The following is a 15,554-nucleotide window of genomic DNA, read 5'->3' as shown; positions in this document are numbered from 1 at the left end:
GGCGTCCCTCTCATCACTTTGGATGCCACAGGAGTGTATACATGACTGATAATTCGATGCAGGCCTCGCTTGCAGACATCGATCCACAGATCGCGGAAGTCCTTGACCAGGAATTGGGCCGCCAGCGTTCGACTCTCGAGATGATCGCCTCGGAGAACTTCGTGCCGCGCGCCGTGCTGCAGGCACAGGGCTCAGTGCTGACGAACAAGTATGCCGAAGGTTACCCCGGGAAGCGCTACTACGGTGGCTGCGAATACGTCGATGTCGCTGAGACTTTGGCCATCGACCGGGCCAAGAGCCTCTTCGGTGCCGAATACGCGAACGTGCAGTCGCACTCCGGCGCCTCCGCCAACGCTGCTGTGATGCACGCCCTGGCCCGCCAGGGTGACAAGATGCTCGGCCTCTCACTGGCCCACGGCGGTCACCTCACCCACGGCATGAAGATCAACTTCTCGGGTCGCCTCTACGACGTCGCCTCCTACGAAGTCGATCCTGACACGTACCGGATCGACATGGACAAGGTGCGTGAGCGTGCGCTCGAACATCGTCCAGAGGTCATCGTCGCAGGCTGGTCAGCCTACCCGCGTCAGCTCGACTTCCAGGCCTTCCGCGACATCGCCGACGAGGTCGGAGCGAAGCTCTGGGTCGACATGGCACACTTCGCCGGCCTCGTCGCAGCCGAACTGCACCCCAACCCGGTGCCCTTCGCCGATGTTGTGTCATCGACGGTGCACAAGACCATCGGCGGACCACGCTCCGGCTTCATCCTCGGCAAGGAGGAGTACGCGAAAAAGTTGAACTCCGCGGTCTTCCCAGGTCAGCAGGGTGGACCACTCATGCACGTGATCGCGGCCAAGGCTGTGGCATTCAAGCTCGCCGCCTCCGAAGAGTTCAAAGCCCGCCAGGAACGGACCGTGCGCGGTGCCCAGATCCTGGCCGAGCGCCTCATGTCCGATGACGTCGCCAAGGCTGGAGCCACGGTCCTGACCGGCGGCACCGACGTCCACCTGGTCTTAGTCGACCTGCGCAACTCAGCTCTGGACGGACAGCAGGCAGAAGACCTGTTGCACGAGGTCGGCATCACCGTGAACCGCAACGCCGTTCCGTTCGACCCCCGCCCGCCCATGGTGACCTCCGGTCTGCGCATAGGCACCCCTGCCCTGGCTACCCGCGGGTTCGGCGATGCCGAGTTCACCGAGGTCGCCGATGTCATCGCCGAGGCGCTCAAGCCCGGTGCGAACGTCGACGCACTCGGCGCTCGGGTGAAGAAACTCAGCGAGAACTTCCCCCTCTACGAAGATCTGGAGCAGTTCTGATGGCAGCACGGATCCTTGACGGCAAGGTCTGTGCGAAGGCGATCAAGGACGAGCTGCGGACCACCGTCGAGAACCTGGCACAGCGGGGCATCGTCCCCGGCTTGGCCACGGTCCTCGTCGGTGAGGATCCGGGTTCGAAGTGGTATGTGGCGGGCAAGCACCGTGACTGCGCCGAGGTGGGCATCCATTCCATACGACGTGATCTTCCGGAGTCGGTGAGCCAGGAGGAACTCCTGACGGTCATTGACGAGCTCAACGCCGATGACGAATGCACCGGATACATTGTGCAGCTGCCGTTGCCCTCACACATCGACACGGACACCGTCCTCGAACGCATTGATCCTGCAAAGGACGCGGACGGGCTGCATCCGACCAACCTCGGCCGGCTGATGCTCAACGTCAACCGTGAGATCACCACCCCGCTGCCGTGCACCCCACGTGGAGTCATCGAACTGATGCAGCGCAATGGGATCGAATTGGCTGGCAAGCACGTTGTGGTCGTGGGTCGCGGTGTCACCGTCGGCCGGTCGATCGGTGCGCTGCTTACTCGTCGTGAGTACAACGCCACGGTGACGCTGACGCACACCGGAACGACGAATCTGCCCGAACTGTTGGCTCAGGCCGATATCATCGTCGCCGCCGCAGGGTCGGCCCGGATTGTGACCGCCGACTCGGTCAAACCCGGTGCGGTCGTCCTCGACGTCGGAGTCTCGCGTGAAGAGGATCCGGAGACGGGAAAGTCGAAGATCGTTGGAGACGTGGATCCTGGTGTCGCCGAGGTGGCGGCTTGGGTCTCACCGAATCCCGGCGGAGTTGGGCCCATGACTCGTGCACTGCTGTTGAAGAACGTCGTCGACGTGGCCGAGCGGGCGGCTGCACTCGCCTGAGCGTACATCTTCTGAAACGGACGGCCTCCCACACATCTGTGTGGGAGGCCGTCAGTCTCTGTTCTGGTGGTCACACCAGCTTGGTTCATTCTTCGATGATCAGTTCACTCTTCGAGGAGCTTGAGTTCGAAGAACACGCGAGGATCTCCTGCGCCCGCATAGTCGGAGATGAGTTCACCAGTGAACCCGAGCGAGGAATGGAAGGAGATCGCTGCCGAGGAATCCGGCAGGGTTGTCGCCTGCACCGATGAGACACCCAACTTCCGCGAGTGTTCGATGAAGTGCTGGTACAGACGTCGACCGATTCCCTGATGGCGGAAATCCGACCGAGCAGCAACCAGGTGGATATACGCCGGGCCGTCATGGGGGATGACGCCGAGCAGATAGCCGACGATCTCCGAACGGTATCTGGCAACCATTCCCGAGCTCACAAACTGGTGGAACCAATAGGCGTCGTGATCGCCGCTCAGGTCCCGGTCTCCCCAGAAGTTCTCCTGCGCGCCGAGTAGGAACTCTCGCATCTCACGGGCGTCTACTTCGTCGAGCGGGCTGATGCTCAGCTGCTCAGAATCGAAAGTCTCGTCTACAGCCATTACGCCTCCTGAAATATGCTTCTTTCCATCACTGTATAACGCCCAGGCCCGGATGAGTAGTGCGCTCATGCCATGATAGAACACATGATTCGAATTGCATCAGTCAACGTCAACGGAGTTCGAGCAGCATGGAGAAAGGGGATGCCCACCTGGGTAGACAGTGCCAAACCTGACTTCATCACACTGCAGGAAGTCCGGGCCGCCAACGACATCGCCCTGAAGGTGCTCGAGGACACCGGGTACACCACGATCAGCCACGACGCCGAGGCGAAGGGGCGTGCCGGGGTCGCAGTCATGGCTCGTACGCAGCCCGTCGAGGTCCGCGAAGGACTCGGTGCAGATGAGTACTTCGATCGGGCTGGTCGGTGGCTGGAAACGGACTATCGGCTCGGCGACGGGTCGTTGCTGACACTCGTGTCGGCTTACGTCCATTCCGGTGAGGTCGACACCCCCAAGCAGGAGGACAAGTACCTTTTCCTCGATCGGATGACGGTACGTCTGCCAGAGCTTGCGAAGCACGCCGATCACGTACTGATCACCGGTGACCTCAACGTCTGCCACACCGAACGAGACTTGAAGAACTGGAAAGCCAACCGCAAGAAGTCCGGTTTCCTACCCGAAGAGCGCGCCTACTTCGACGGCTTCTTCGGCGATGTCGGCTTCGTCGACGTCCACCGGTCACTCAGCGGCGATGTCGACGGACCCTACACCTGGTGGTCCATGCGTGGGCAGGCCTTCGACAACAACGCCGGATGGCGCATCGATTATCAGATGGCGACACCGGCACTCGCCGAGGCGGCTGTGAAGGCCACGGTCGACAAGGCCGACAGCTGGGCCGAGCGTTGGTCAGATCACGCCCCACTGGTCATTGACTACGACCTTCCCGGTCCGAAGTAATACCACCGTCTCAGCAACCCTCCGGGCGCTGGGCAACTGCAGGGGACCAGTCCACTTAATGTTGCTCAGGGCCCGGAGGGTTGCCGTGTTTCAGCAGGCCGGTCGTTTAGGCGTATGAGGAGCCGAGCTCGATGAGCAGCACGCCGATGAGGATGAGACCGATACCGACGAGCATCTTCCGTGTCAGCTTCTCTTTGAAGAGTGCGCGGCCGGCCAAAGCAGTCAGCGCGACTCCGGTGGCGGCCCAGATCCCGTAGGCCACGCCCAGGGGAATGCCGGTGCGCAGAGTCAGGCTGAGCAGGCTGAAGGAGACGAAGTAGCCGGCGCCGACACCGGCATACCACCACCTGCTGCCGCCGACCGATGCCATTCGCAGACAGATTGTGGCAGCAACCTCGAGGACGATCGCGATGGCGAGCAGAATCCAGCCGATGATCATGACTCGTCTCCAGGTGCACTCAAGTCTTCGTCTCCTGGGCGACCACGATCGCTCTCCGGAGCGTCCGGCAGAGTCTGACGCGCATCGTCATCCCGGTTGCCGACCTCGACGAGGATGACGCCGGCCATGATGAACACGATTCCGGTGATCATGACGGGGGTCAGCGGTTCCGCGAAGAGGACAAGAGACAGAACTGCTGTGAGTGCGACTCCCGCGGCGCCCCAGATTCCATAGGCAATGCCCAACGGCATGCCGACGCGAAGAGTGAGGCTTAAGAAGACGAACGCTGCGGCATAACCGAGGCCGACGAGGACGTAGAGGGCGGGGGAGTCAAGGGCTCCCTTCAGCGCCAGCGTGCCAGTCACCTCGGCGATGACGGCGCCCATCAGAAATAACCATTTGCGCACCAGGCAATTATCGAGCATGGTCATCTGGCAGGGAAATCGTGTCCCTTCCGATCAGACGACGAAGGCCCGGGTCCGGGCGGAGAAAGCTCCACACGGACCCGGGCTCCCAATGCTCAGCAGCACCGAACGTCACGAACACCGATTTACAGAAGCACCGAGTGTCAGCAGCACCGAACCTTCGGGTTGCGGTCCTGCTCATCGGTGAGATCGCGCCAGAACTCCTTCTCACCCATGGCACCCTCGCGAGTGCCGTGGCGGCGCTCGTAGGACTCCATGTAATGGATGTAGGCGTTCTCGCCCATGACCTCTTTGAGGTACCACAGCAGCCCTGCCGCGCCCCGACGAAGCGAACCCCAAAGGTCCTTCACGAGACGCTCGAGCGGATGTGTGCTTGCACTGGTCATGCTGTCTCTCCTTTCGGTGTCGTCGTCACGGTGCTCAGAACACGATCACGGTCGTTTGAGCGGGGACTGCTCGTCCCACTGTGCCTGGACCTCGCGTTCGGCCTTACGTGCGATGAGACCTGCCGGGGCAAACATCTTCGTCTCAGTGTAGGGCTCTTCAGAAGTGGGCAGCGACCCCTTCTTGATGGCTTCGATGGACTTCCATACGGCCATGACGACAACCATCGCTACAAGCAGCGCGAAGACGATCGAGAGCGTGCCCTGCACAAAGGTGTTGCGGACGACGGCACCCATCGCCGCCGCCCCCTCGGTGTTGCCCAAGGAGGTTTCCCCGGACGCCAAGGCATCCTTATAGGCGAAGTGCTGTGCCCAGTAGCCGAGGGCGGGATCCGAGGAGAAGATCTTCTGCCAGGACGCGACCATGGTGACCACGAGGTCGATCACAAGCGGTATGCCCGGGATCCATGCCCAGCGGGCCAGACCCATCTTGCACACGATGGCGAATACCACCGCCAGGGCAATGGCCGCCAACAATTGGTTGGAGATGCCGAAAAGCGGGAACAGTGTGTTGATGCCGCCGAGAGGGTCGGTGACCCCCATCAGCAGGATCGACCCCCAAGCCGCGACCATGATGAACGTCGTCAGCCACGCACCCGGAGTCCATGACGGATCACGGAACTTCTTTGAGAAGTTGCCGAGGGCGTCGCTGAGCATGAAGCGGGCCACGCGGGTGCCGGCATCGATCGTGGTGAGGATGAACAGAGCTTCGAACATGACTGCGAAGTGGTACCAGAATGACATCCATGCTGGTCCGCCGAAGATATTGTGGAGAATGTGCGCCATACCCATTGCCAAGGTGGGGGCACCGCCGGTGCGGGAGACGATGCTCTCTTCGCCGACGTCCTTGGCCGCCTGCTCGAGGATCTCGGGACTCGTCGTGACGCCGGACATGCCCAACGAGTTGCTGATGAAGTCCGATGCTCCTTGGGCAGTTCCACCTGTAAGCGGTTCGGCGGCGTTCATCGCGAAGTACAGTCCCTTGTCGAGGCAGATCGCGGCCACCAGAGCCATGATTGCGACGAAGGACTCCATGAGCATTCCGCCGTAGCCGATGAGGCGGGCCTGGGATTCCTTTTCGATCAGCTTAGGTGTGGTGCCCGAGGAGATCAGCGCGTGGAATCCCGATAGAGCCCCGCAGGCGATGGTGATGAAGAGGAATGGGAACAGAGCTCCGGCGAAGGCAGGGCCCTCGGAGTTGAAGGCGAACTCGGTCACGGCCGGCATCTGCACGCTCGGGTTGACGATGATGATGCCGACGGCCAGCAGGATGATGGTGCCGAGCTTCATGAATGTTGACAGGTAATCGCGCGGTGCCAGCAGCACCCACACCGGCAGGACGGCGGCGAGGAAGCCGTAGATCATCAGGCACCAGGCCAACGTCACCTTGTCGAGATGGAAGATCTCGGACCAGACGGGCGAATTGTGGACCCAACCGCCAGCCACGATGGCCAGGAGCAGGAGGATGATGCCGATGACCGAGACCTCGACGACCTTGCCTGGGCGCAGGTAGCGCATGTAGACGCCCATGAACACGGCGATCGGAATCGTCATCGCGATGGAGAAGACGCCCCAGGGGCTTTCGGCCAGCGCGTTGATGATGACGACCCCGAGGACGGCGATGAGGATGACCATGATGAGGATGATGCCCAGCGAGGCGATGATTCCGCCCGTACGTCCCAGCTCATCGCGAGTCATCTGTCCCAGCGAGCGGCCGTTACGGCGCATCGAGAAGAACAACACCAGGTAGTCCTGAACGCCGCCGGCGACGATGACGCCGAGGACGATCCACAGAGTGCCGGGCAGGTAGCCCATCTGGGCAGCGAGAATCGGTCCGACCAGAGGGCCGGCACCGGAGATGGCGGCGAAGTGGTGACCGAAGAGAACGCGGCGGTCGGTGGGCGCGAAGTCACGTCCATTGTCGTTGAGCTCTGCGGGGGTGGCCCGTTTCGGGTTGGGGCGGCAGATCTTCCATTCGATGAACTTCGCGTAGAAGCGGAATGCGATGAGGTAGCTGCCTACTGCAGCGGCGACGAACCAGCTGGCCGACATCTCTTCTCCGCGCACGAACGCAATCATCGCCCACCCGGCGGCCGCGACCAGCGCGATGAGCACCCAGATGACGATCTTCACCGGGGTCCATCGTGGCTTCTCGACCACAGCCACCGGCGGCAGCCCCTCTTCGGTTCTGACATATTCGACCGACAAGATTTCCTCCTCGTTGAGCTCGATGACGGCGCACCGAATCTTCGTTGCCCATGATCACCGGGCTCGGGCCCACCGCTGACGGTAGACCGAACCATGTGAGATACCTCGATGAATCATGTGATCTGCATCGTCACTATACCGTTTGCCGATGGTGTGGAGGTGGCGGAGGTCACCAAAACAGCCGAGCTTGTTCCGAACGTCGTTTCAGCTGGTGTTCCCTGATTCCGACGGTTCAGCAGCGCCAGTGTCGTTCACTCGTCTGCGCAAGTCTTGTCCGAGTCCCCGGCACGCACGGAGTGGTCTGCGAAGACGCGGCGATGAAGTGGCATCATAGTTCTATGATGACTTCTTCTCTGCCACGCACAGTTTCCGGCATCCAGGCCACCTCGGACTCCCTGCACCTGGGTAACTACATCGGAGCTCTGCAGCAGTTCGTGGCGCATCAGGAGTCACATGATGCCTTCTACTTCATCGCGAACATGCACGCCATCACCGTCGAACAGGACCCGACTGACCTGCGCGCGCGGACCCTGCGCACAGCGGCGCAGTTCATTGCGGCAGGCATCGATCCGGAGAAGTCGACGATCTTCGTGCAGTCTCAGGTCCCCGCCCACCCTCAGTTGTCGTGGGTCCTCGAATGCACCACGTCGATGGGCGAGGCCAGCCGGATGACGCAGTTCAAGGACAAGTCGTCCAAGCAGGAGCATGTATCCCTGGGCCTGCTCACCTACCCGGCGCTGATGGCTGCCGACATCCTCCTCTACAACCCGCAGATGGTGCCCGTGGGCGAGGACCAGCGCCAGCATCTCGAGCTGACCAGGAACCTGGCCGAACGCTTCAACTACCGGTTCGGTGAGACTTTCGTCGTCCCCGAGGCACAGATCCTGAAGGCCACCGCGAAGATCTATGACCTGCAGAACCCCGCAGCGAAGATGTCGAAGTCTCTGCCCAGCCCGCTGGGCCGCATCGACATCCTCGACGACGCGAAGTCGCTGACGAAGAAGATCAAGTCCGCGGTCACCGACGATGGCAAGGAAATCGCTTTCGATCCGGAGGCCAAGCCCGGAGTCTCGAACCTGCTCACGATCTACTCCTCGCTGACATCGAGGTCAGTCGATGACATCGTCGCAGACTACGAAGGCAAGATGTATGGTCACCTCAAGGTCGACCTGGCCGAGATCGCCGTCGAAGCCCTGACCCCAGTGCGTGAACGCACCAATGAACTCCTGCAGGACCGGGCACAGCTCCAGTCCATCCTCGATGCGGGTGCGGCTAAGGCCAATGAGATCGCCGAGGTGACCCTGCGAGACGTCTACGACAAGGTCGGTTTCGTCTGAGCTGGCCTCACCCCGATCCGACCTGCCGTGCGATGAGTGTGAAGGAAGAACCGTGGCGAAGAAGAAACCCGAAGAGGGACCGCTGAATCTGACTCCGGACATGCTGCACACCGCGGCACGGATGGAAGACCGCTTCAACGGCTGGCTGCAGAATCGGGCCACCGACCACACTTATCAGCGCACGGTCATCGCCTATGACACATACGGGGGAACCGGCTGGGTGAGGGTGCTCGGCCGTTTGGTCCTGACTCCAACCGGTCAGCCTGCGGCGGATCTGCAGGCGAGCATCCGGGGGTGGAAGTCCTTCGTCAGTGTGCCTCTGCCCAATGACGCGGCTTGGGTGCGCGTCAATGACGAGGAGCACATGGTCACCGCCGACCGGGGCGGCATCATCGACACGGTCATTCCCGGTGACTTTCAGCCCGGTGAGACCGAGATTGAACTGTGGACCGATGGGTCGCTCGTAGATTCGGCTGCGGTGACGATCATCGGCGAGGACTCGACGTTCGGCATCATCTCCGACATCGACGACACCGTCATGGTCACCTCACTGCCGCGGCCGTTCCTGGCAGCGTGGAACACCTTCGTTCTCAGCGAGCATGCCAGGTCGCCGGTGGCGGGAATGGCCGTTCTCTACGACCGGATCACCTATATGCGCCCGAATTCTCCGATGGTCTATCTGTCCACGGGAGCCTGGAATTCGGCCCTGACGATCAAACGGTTCCTCTCCCGCAACTTGTACCCGATGGGGCCCCTGCTTCTCACCGACTGGGGGCCGACGACGACTCGGGCCTTCCGTTCGGGCAAGGAGCACAAACGCAATTCCCTTGAGCGCCTCTCGCGTGAGTTCCCGTGGATGAAATGGCTGCTCATCGGCGATGACGGGCAGAAGGACGAAGAGGTCTACGGAGAGTTCGTGGACAATCACCCCGACAATGTCGCCGCCGTCGCCATCCGTCAGCTCACCGTCGGTGAAGCGGTCTGGGCCGGCGGTCGTTCGAAGCGCCACGGTCGCGGGCAGGGTGTGCCGTGGATCTATGCCCCGGACGGTGCAGGGCTGTCCTCGCGCCTGACCGAACGGGGCATCATCTCCACGATCTGAGTGCTCTTTGACTCAGCCGACGCGTTCGGAAGTGCGTACTCGAGAGTCGAGTTCCATCTTCGCAGCCTCGAACTGTGTGGCCAGGTCGTCGACCAGTTCGCCAGTGGTGCTCTTGGAGCTGAGCACGCCGATTCCCTGACCCGATCCCCAGATGTCCTTCCAGGCCTTCGAGTCCGAGCCGTCGCTTGTTCCGAAGTCCATCTTCGTCGGATCGGCCTCGGGGAGGTTGTCGGGATCGAGGCCGGAAGCGGTGATGGAACCGCGCAGGTAGTTGCCTTTGACTCCGGTGAAGTAGCTGGAGTAGACAACATCCTCGGCGGCGGAGTCGACGATCATCTGCCTGTAGTCTTCGGTGACGTTGGCTTCGGCCGTCGACAGGAATGCGGAGCCGACGTAGGCGCAGTCAGCACCGGCTGCCAGTGCAGCGAGGATCGACCTGCCATGCGCAATCGCTCCCGAGAGCAGCAGCGGTCCGTCGAACCAGGACCGGATCTCCTGGACCAGAGCAAATGGTGAGAGCGCTCCGGCGTGGCCACCGGCGCCGGCAGCGACGGCGATGACGCCGTCGGCGCCCTTCTCCACTGCCTTGTGTGCGAATTTGTTGTTGATGACGTCGTGGAGGACGATGCCGCCGTAGGAGTGGACGGCTTCATTGACCTCTTCACGTGCACCCAGAGAGGTGATCACGATGGGCACCTGGTGGCGAACCACCTCGGCGAGGTCCTCTTCCAACCGGTTATTCGAGCGGTGGACGATGAGGTTCACGGCGTACGGCGCGGCCGGCTGAGCCGGATTCGCGGCTGTGAACGCGGCGTTGGACTCGGAGATCTCGTCGAGCCAGTCGGTGAGCATGGATGCCGGGCGGGCGTTGAGTGTGGGGAAGGACCCGATGATGCCGGACTGGCACTGGGCTTTGACCAGCTCAGGACCGGATGCGATGAACATGGGGGAGCCGAGCACCGGAAGCCGCAGCTGGGAGAGAAGATTGTCGAAAGAATTCATTGTGACTCCTTTGGGTGGATGAACATTCCTACTCTAACTGAACGATTGTTAAAAGTGGTCGATCAGGCAGAGACAAAGATGGCGCAGACGAGTCGATTCGTCTGCGCCATCGAACCTGCCTGTGTCAGCAGATCCGTGTCATTGCGGGGTGGATCAGGAATCCGTGAAGTTCGCGTCCCGCTTCTCCACGAATGCGGCCATTCCCTCGGACTGGTCGTTCGTGGCCAGAGTGGAATGGAAGAGGCGCCGTTCGTAACGCAGTCCCTGTTCGAGTGTCGTTTCGAATGCGGTGTTGACCGCTTCCTTCACCATCGCCGAGGCGATGCGGGACTTGGATGCGATCGTCTGCGCGATCTCGTTGGCCGTGGCAATCAGTTCATCGGGCTCGACGATGCGTGCCACGAGGCCCGAGCGCTCGGCTTCTTCGGCATTCATCATGCGTCCGGTCAGGCACATGTCCATTGACTTGGCCTTGCCGATGGCGCGGGTCAGTCGCTGGGACCCGCCCATGCCCGGCAGGACGCCGAGGTTGATCTCGGGCTGGCCGAACTTGGCCTTCGTCGACGCGACGAGGATGTCGCCCATCATGGCCAGCTCACAGCCGCCGCCGAGGGCGAAGCCGTTGACAGCGGTGATGACTGGCTTGCGCACGTTCGTGAGGCGGGTCCAACCGGCGAACCAGTCGGCTTTGAAGGCGGTGGCGAAGTCGAGGTTGGACATCTCCTTGATGTCGGCACCCGCGGCGAAGGCCTTGCCGCTGCCGGTGATGATGATCGCTTTGACCTCATCGTCGGCGTCGAATGCGGTGGCTGCGTCTGTGATGTCGGTGAGCACCTGCATGTTCAGCGCATTGAGCGCCTTCGGGCGGTCGATCGTAATGGTGGCGACGCCCTGGTCGACGGCTGTGAGGATGGTTTCGTAATTGCTCATGAGAACACCTTCTCTTCGTGGACGGTGGTGAGAATGTCGTTGACCGTTTCGTCGCTGACTTCGTCGAGCGAAGCCGGCGACCACTGGGGGTTGCGGTCCTTGTCGATGACCTGCGCGCGAATGCCCTCCTTGAGATCCGGGCGACGGGTCAGTGCGACGGCTGCGCGGTAGTCCTGTTCGAGGACCTCGGCCAAGGACATGTTCTTAGCCTTGCGTACGGCGGCCAGGGTCACCTTCACCGAGGTGGGGGCCTTGGAGCCGATCAGTTTCCCGGCAGCGTTGGCATCGGGGTTCGCATGCGCGGCAAGCGCTGCGACGATGTCTTCTGCTCTGTCTGCGGTATAGCATTCGTCGATCCAGCTTGCGGCCTCGGCGAGTTCGTTCTCCGGAGCATCGGCGGCGTAGCGCCCGATCACGGTCTCAACGTCACCACCTGCTTCGAGGTCGGCGATGAGTGCCGGCACATCTGCGTCGGTGACGTAGTAGTCGGCCAGGCCCATGGCCAGCGCGGCTCCTGCTCCGACCGGCAGACCCGTCAGTGCCAGGTGGGTTCCGAGCTGGCCCGGGGCATTGGCCAGCAGGTGGGTGCCGCCGACGTCCGGGAACAGTCCGATTCCGGTTTCTGGCATCCCGATCTTCGTGGAGTCGGTGACGATGCGGTGTGTACCGTGGCCCGAGATTCCGACTCCGCCGCCCATTGTGATGCCATTCATGATCACGACGTAGGGCTTCGGGAACTGCGAGATCTCATAGTTCATCTTGTATTCGCGATTCCAGAATCGGGCGTTCTCATCGGTTCCGGCCACAATGTCGTTGTAGACGGCCTTGATGTCGCCTCCGGCGCACAGTCCGCGTTCGCCGCGTCCGGTGACCAGGACAGCCTTGATCGTCTCATCGTCGCGCCAGCTCTTGAGAGCGTCATCGATGGCGCCCACCATGTCCTGGCCCAGTGCATTGATCAGTTTCGGTTTGTTGAGTTCAATCCGTCCCACCCCGTTGTGACTCGAGGTGATGACGGAGGGTTCGCCCGGCGTTGCCGCAGCTTCAGTCGTCATATCAGCCCACTCCTGTGCTCTTGCGCGAAATGATTACGCGCATGATTTCGTTGGTGCCTTCCAGAATCTGGTGGACGCGCAGGTCACGCACCAGCTTCTCAATTCCATACTCTGTCAGATAGCCGTAGCCGCCGTGCAACTGGAGTGCCCTGTTGGCGACATCGAAGCCCGAATCCGTGGCTGTCAGTTTGGCCATCGCAGAGAGCAGCGAGGTGTTCGGATCGCCCGCATCGTAGGCGTTGGCGGCCCGCCACAGGAGGGAGCGAGCGGCCTCGAGTTTGGTCTGCATCTCCGCGACTTCGAATCGCAAGGCTTGGAATGCGGAGAGCTCGGTTCCGAAGGCCTGTCGTTCGCCCATGTAGTCGATGGCCTTCTCCAGCGCGGACTGCCCACCGCCGAGTGAGCATGCTCCGATGTTGAGCCGTCCACCGTCAAGACCGGACATGGCGATCTTGAAGCCCTGACCTGGTTCACCGAGGAGGTTCTCCTTCGGTACACGCACGTTTTCCATGATGACCTGGCGAGTCGGCTGAGCGCGCCAGCCCATCTTCTGTTCGTTGGGGCCGAAGGAGAGGCCTTCCATGCCCTTTTCGAGGATGAAGGCGGAGATTCCGCGCGAACCGTCCTGACCGGTGCGTGCCATGACCAGGTATGTTTCGGAGGTGCCGGCACCGGAGATGAACTGTTTGACGCCATTGAGTACATAGGAGTCACCGTCTTCCCTCGCCGAGGTGCGCAGAGCAGCAGCATCGGAACCGGCGTTGGGCTCAGTCAGGCAGTAGCTGCCGAGGTGTTCCATGGCGACCAGGGGAGCGAGGTACTTCGACCTCTGCGAGTCATCTCCGTATTTGTCGATCATCCACGCCACCATGTTATGGATGGAGATGTATGCAGCGACCGAGGGGCAGGCTGTCGACATAGCTTCGAAGATGAGGGCAGCATCCATGCGACCCATTCCTGTACCGCCGGCTTCTTCGCTGACGTAGATTCCGCCCATGCCCAGGTCGGCGGACTTCTTGATGACGTCGACGGGGAAGTGGTGCTCGGCGTCCCACTCCAGCGCATGCGGAGCGATCTCGGAGTCGGCGAATTCGCGCACCATACCGGAGATTGTCTGTTGTTCTTCGGTGAGGCCGAACGGCAGGGCAGCTGCTGTGCTGCGGGACATGATTCCTCCACGGTTAGGGCTATTCACGATTGAGGCTTGTCGCATACGTGATGACGTTCACGACGATACGGAGAAATTACTTGGACGTCCAACTAATTAAAGTCAGTCTGTTCCATCATGTGCAGTTAACAGGGGAGGGTGGAGAACCGCTCAGCGGCAGAGTCAGGCGTGGTCTTCGAGCTCGGACCGCAGTGATTCAAGGTGGGGGAGGAGTTTGCCCAGATCGGCCCCCGACAGCGCGGGTGAGCTGAATACCTCGTCGTTGAGCGCGGAAGTCGCGCGTGCAGAAAGCTCGCGACCGACTTCGGTGAGCTCTACGAGCGTGGTGCGACGGTCATCGGGGTGACTGCGCCTCTTCACGAGGCCGGCCTTCTCGAGTCGATCAACCGAGTTTGTCGTCGACGTGGCGTGGACTTGGAGGCGGGCCGAAATCTTCGACATCGGCAAAGTCCCCGACTTGGTGAAGGAGAGGAGAGTGAGGACTTCATACCGGGAGAATGTCAGCGCAAATGGTTTCAGGGCGGCATCGACCTTGGCCAGAAACAGCTGATGGACTCTCATCACCGAGATCACGGTCGTCATGCCATCGGTGGAATCGTGCCAACCGTGGGCGAGCCACTGCTTCCTGGACTCCTCGATCGGGTCGAGTCTGCTCGCTGATGTCTTTTCCGCCGCCATTGTCGACAGTGTAGTGAAGTGAGAAGATAAGCGCATGTGTGGTCGACTCAATATGTCTCTCGATCCGGCAGATCTTGCCGATGAGCTCCGCCTCGACGTCATTTCCTATGACTACACGCCCAGGTACAACGTACCTCCGGGGTCTTTCGTGCCGATCGTTGTGGAGCGACTGGATGATGAAGGACAGTTGACGCGTCGACTGGAGACTGCTTCGTGGGGATTGGTCCCTGGGTGGGCGAAGGACACGAAGATCGGGTTCAAGGCATTCAATGCACGCTCGGAGACAGTTCTTGAGAAGCCGATGTTTCGGCAGTCCATCAAGAGGCGTCGCTGTGCACTTCCGATTCCCGGGTATTACGAGTGGGAGACCACTGAGGATGGCAAGCAGCCATGGATGATGTCGGCTGCCGGTAAGGACCCGCTGTTCATGGCTGGCCTGTTCGAATTTTGGAAGCAGCCAGACCAGTCCTGGTTGGTGTCGACGACGATACTGACGATGGAAGCCGCCGGACACCTGAGCGATGTCCATCATCGGATGCCGGTCTTCCTTGATCGTGGAGCAGTTGACGGATGGATCGACCCCGCGGTCCCGAGCGCCGACGTTCCCCCACTGTTGGAAACGGCTCTCGCGCAGGTCGACCCCGCGAGCGTGACCCGCCATAAAGTGGGCAAGAGCGTGGGAAACGTTCGCAATGACGGGCCAGAACTCACCGCCCCCGTGGGGTGAGTGACTTCTGCGCATCCGCCGAAAACGCCGTGCGATCAGCGCCCGGGAGCGGGGCCAACGGGCCGACACCAGTTCGTTTTGCGCACCGCGCTGGATGTGTGTAGTGTGTACCGAGTTGCCAGCCCGCAAGGAACGGCAACGGTTACTCTGATCAGGTTTGATCCCAGCAAAATGAAGATGAACTTCAAGTTGCGAAGGCCCAAACAACACTGTAGAGTTAACATCCGCTGGTACGGCGGGCCGCAAGGCAGAACGTGCACAATTGAAACTGACACCCCTGGTGTACACGCCCTTTTTGGGGGTTGTGGTGACGGGTGAGTGTTTGTGGTTTGAGAATCCAATAGCGT

Annotated in this window: 16 protein-coding genes; 6 read left to right on the top strand and 10 right to left on the bottom strand. The window is 61.3% G+C overall.

The features are described from left to right. Positions 1 to 41: 41 nt before the first annotated feature. Together glyA and INT40_RS05230 are read left to right on the top strand one after the other, a co-directional pair. A complete protein-coding gene (glyA, locus tag INT40_RS05235) occupies positions 42 to 1,316 on the top strand; it encodes a serine hydroxymethyltransferase (RefSeq protein ID WP_319021946.1) in 1,275 nt (424 codons plus the stop codon). Further along, positions 1,316 to 2,203, top strand: a complete 888-nt coding sequence (locus INT40_RS05230; RefSeq protein ID WP_101574521.1) for a bifunctional methylenetetrahydrofolate dehydrogenase/methenyltetrahydrofolate cyclohydrolase — start codon at positions 1,316 to 1,318, stop codon at positions 2,201 to 2,203. The genes glyA and INT40_RS05230 overlap by 1 nt, the downstream gene beginning before the upstream one ends. A 104-nt stretch (positions 2,204 to 2,307) precedes the next feature. On the opposite strand, the gene INT40_RS05225 is transcribed toward INT40_RS05230, so the two are convergent. Then, complete coding sequence (locus tag INT40_RS05225) at positions 2,308 to 2,796, bottom strand: GNAT family N-acetyltransferase (protein WP_101574522.1); 489 nt, start codon at positions 2,794 to 2,796, stop codon at positions 2,308 to 2,310. 84 nt (positions 2,797 to 2,880) lie between these two features. Here INT40_RS05225 and INT40_RS05220 point away from each other — a divergent pair, with 84 nt between their 5' ends. Beyond that, entirely contained in the window at positions 2,881 to 3,693 is an 813-nt protein-coding gene (locus tag INT40_RS05220; protein WP_180959074.1) for an exodeoxyribonuclease III, read from the top strand. Between the two features lie 106 nt (positions 3,694 to 3,799). Here INT40_RS05220 and INT40_RS05215 read toward each other — a convergent pair whose 3' ends face one another. The 4 genes from INT40_RS05215 to INT40_RS05200 form a co-directional block, all read right to left on the bottom strand. Further along, positions 3,800 to 4,126 carry a DMT family transporter gene (locus INT40_RS05215; protein WP_101574537.1) on the bottom strand — a complete coding sequence of 109 codons (327 nt, stop codon included), beginning with the start codon at positions 4,124 to 4,126 and terminating at the stop codon, positions 3,800 to 3,802. Positions 4,127 to 4,128: 2 nt separating this feature from the next. Further along, positions 4,129 to 4,539, bottom strand: coding sequence for a DMT family transporter (locus INT40_RS05210; protein ID WP_219618919.1), 411 nt, complete (start codon positions 4,537 to 4,539; stop codon positions 4,129 to 4,131). Between the two features lie 161 nt (positions 4,540 to 4,700). Continuing rightward, a complete protein-coding gene (locus INT40_RS05205) occupies positions 4,701 to 4,943 on the bottom strand; it encodes a YbdD/YjiX family protein (RefSeq protein WP_193095698.1) in 243 nt (80 codons plus the stop codon). Between the two features lie 45 nt (positions 4,944 to 4,988). After that, positions 4,989 to 7,208 carry a carbon starvation CstA family protein gene (locus tag INT40_RS05200; protein ID WP_101574525.1) on the bottom strand — a complete coding sequence of 740 codons (2,220 nt, stop codon included), beginning with the start codon at positions 7,206 to 7,208 and terminating at the stop codon, positions 4,989 to 4,991. A 338-nt stretch (positions 7,209 to 7,546) separates the two neighbouring features. Here INT40_RS05200 and trpS point away from each other — a divergent pair, with 338 nt between their 5' ends. Next, entirely contained in the window at positions 7,547 to 8,545 is a 999-nt protein-coding gene (trpS, locus tag INT40_RS05195; protein WP_101574526.1) for a tryptophan--tRNA ligase, read from the top strand. 52 nt (positions 8,546 to 8,597) lie between these two features. Continuing rightward, positions 8,598 to 9,647 carry an App1 family protein gene (locus INT40_RS05190; RefSeq protein WP_101574527.1) on the top strand — a complete coding sequence of 350 codons (1,050 nt, stop codon included), beginning with the start codon at positions 8,598 to 8,600 and terminating at the stop codon, positions 9,645 to 9,647. A 12-nt stretch (positions 9,648 to 9,659) separates the two neighbouring features. Here the strand turns inward: INT40_RS05190 and INT40_RS05185 are convergent, their stop codons facing one another. The 5 genes from INT40_RS05185 to INT40_RS05165 form a co-directional block, all read right to left on the bottom strand. Further along, the gene (locus INT40_RS05185; RefSeq protein WP_193072588.1) at positions 9,660 to 10,649 is read right to left on the bottom strand and encodes an NAD(P)H-dependent flavin oxidoreductase; all 990 of its coding nucleotides are present in this window, start codon (positions 10,647 to 10,649) and stop codon (positions 9,660 to 9,662) included. Between the two features lie 153 nt (positions 10,650 to 10,802). After that, the gene (locus INT40_RS05180) at positions 10,803 to 11,579 is read right to left on the bottom strand and encodes an enoyl-CoA hydratase (RefSeq protein ID WP_193095697.1); all 777 of its coding nucleotides are present in this window, start codon (positions 11,577 to 11,579) and stop codon (positions 10,803 to 10,805) included. Beyond that, entirely contained in the window at positions 11,576 to 12,634 is a 1,059-nt protein-coding gene (locus INT40_RS05175; protein ID WP_101574530.1) for an enoyl-CoA hydratase/isomerase family protein, read from the bottom strand. The genes INT40_RS05180 and INT40_RS05175 overlap by 4 nt, the downstream gene beginning before the upstream one ends. A 1-nt stretch (position 12,635) precedes the next feature. Then, positions 12,636 to 13,802: an acyl-CoA dehydrogenase family protein gene (locus tag INT40_RS05170; RefSeq protein ID WP_193095696.1), complete on the bottom strand. Its 1,167-nt coding sequence runs from the start codon at positions 13,800 to 13,802 to the stop codon at positions 12,636 to 12,638. Between the two features lie 162 nt (positions 13,803 to 13,964). Continuing rightward, positions 13,965 to 14,480 carry a MarR family winged helix-turn-helix transcriptional regulator gene (locus tag INT40_RS05165; protein WP_101574539.1) on the bottom strand — a complete coding sequence of 172 codons (516 nt, stop codon included), beginning with the start codon at positions 14,478 to 14,480 and terminating at the stop codon, positions 13,965 to 13,967. A 52-nt stretch (positions 14,481 to 14,532) separates the two neighbouring features. On the opposite strand from INT40_RS05165, the gene INT40_RS05160 reads away from it, so the two are divergent. Continuing rightward, the gene (locus INT40_RS05160; protein WP_413463170.1) at positions 14,533 to 15,207 is read left to right on the top strand and encodes an SOS response-associated peptidase; all 675 of its coding nucleotides are present in this window, start codon (positions 14,533 to 14,535) and stop codon (positions 15,205 to 15,207) included. Positions 15,208 to 15,554: the final 347 nt, after the last annotated feature.

Origin of the sequence: Brevibacterium sp. FME17, assembly GCF_014897515.1 — a bacterium.
Lineage (GTDB): Bacteria > Actinomycetota > Actinomycetes > Actinomycetales > Brevibacteriaceae > Brevibacterium.
Note: the sequence above shows the minus strand (reverse complement) of the source record. Positions and strands in the feature narration are given on the sequence as shown.

Bases quoted from the DNA above. Each gene is read 5' to 3' on its own strand.
- INT40_RS05205 (WP_193095698.1), bottom strand. From the start codon at position 4,943: ATGACCAGTGCAAGCACACATCCGCTCGAGCGTCTCGTGAAGGACCTT.
- INT40_RS05165 (WP_101574539.1), bottom strand. From the start codon at position 14,480: ATGGCGGCGGAAAAGACATCAGCGAGCAGACTCGACCCGATCGAGGAG.
- INT40_RS05230 (WP_101574521.1), top strand. From the start codon at position 1,316: ATGGCAGCACGGATCCTTGACGGCAAGGTCTGTGCGAAGGCGATCAAG.
- INT40_RS05185 (WP_193072588.1), bottom strand. From the start codon at position 10,649: ATGAATTCTTTCGACAATCTTCTCTCCCAGCTGCGGCTTCCGGTGCTC.
- glyA (WP_319021946.1), top strand. From the start codon at position 42: ATGACTGATAATTCGATGCAGGCCTCGCTTGCAGACATCGATCCACAG.
- INT40_RS05220 (WP_180959074.1), top strand. From the start codon at position 2,881: ATGATTCGAATTGCATCAGTCAACGTCAACGGAGTTCGAGCAGCATGG.
- INT40_RS05180 (WP_193095697.1), bottom strand. From the start codon at position 11,579: ATGAGCAATTACGAAACCATCCTCACAGCCGTCGACCAGGGCGTCGCC.
- INT40_RS05160 (WP_413463170.1), top strand. From the start codon at position 14,533: ATGTCTCTCGATCCGGCAGATCTTGCCGATGAGCTCCGCCTCGACGTC.
- INT40_RS05175 (WP_101574530.1), bottom strand. From the start codon at position 12,634: ATGACGACTGAAGCTGCGGCAACGCCGGGCGAACCCTCCGTCATCACC.
- trpS (WP_101574526.1), top strand. From the start codon at position 7,547: ATGATGACTTCTTCTCTGCCACGCACAGTTTCCGGCATCCAGGCCACC.
- INT40_RS05170 (WP_193095696.1), bottom strand. From the start codon at position 13,802: ATGTCCCGCAGCACAGCAGCTGCCCTGCCGTTCGGCCTCACCGAAGAA.
- INT40_RS05225 (WP_101574522.1), bottom strand. From the start codon at position 2,796: ATGGCTGTAGACGAGACTTTCGATTCTGAGCAGCTGAGCATCAGCCCG.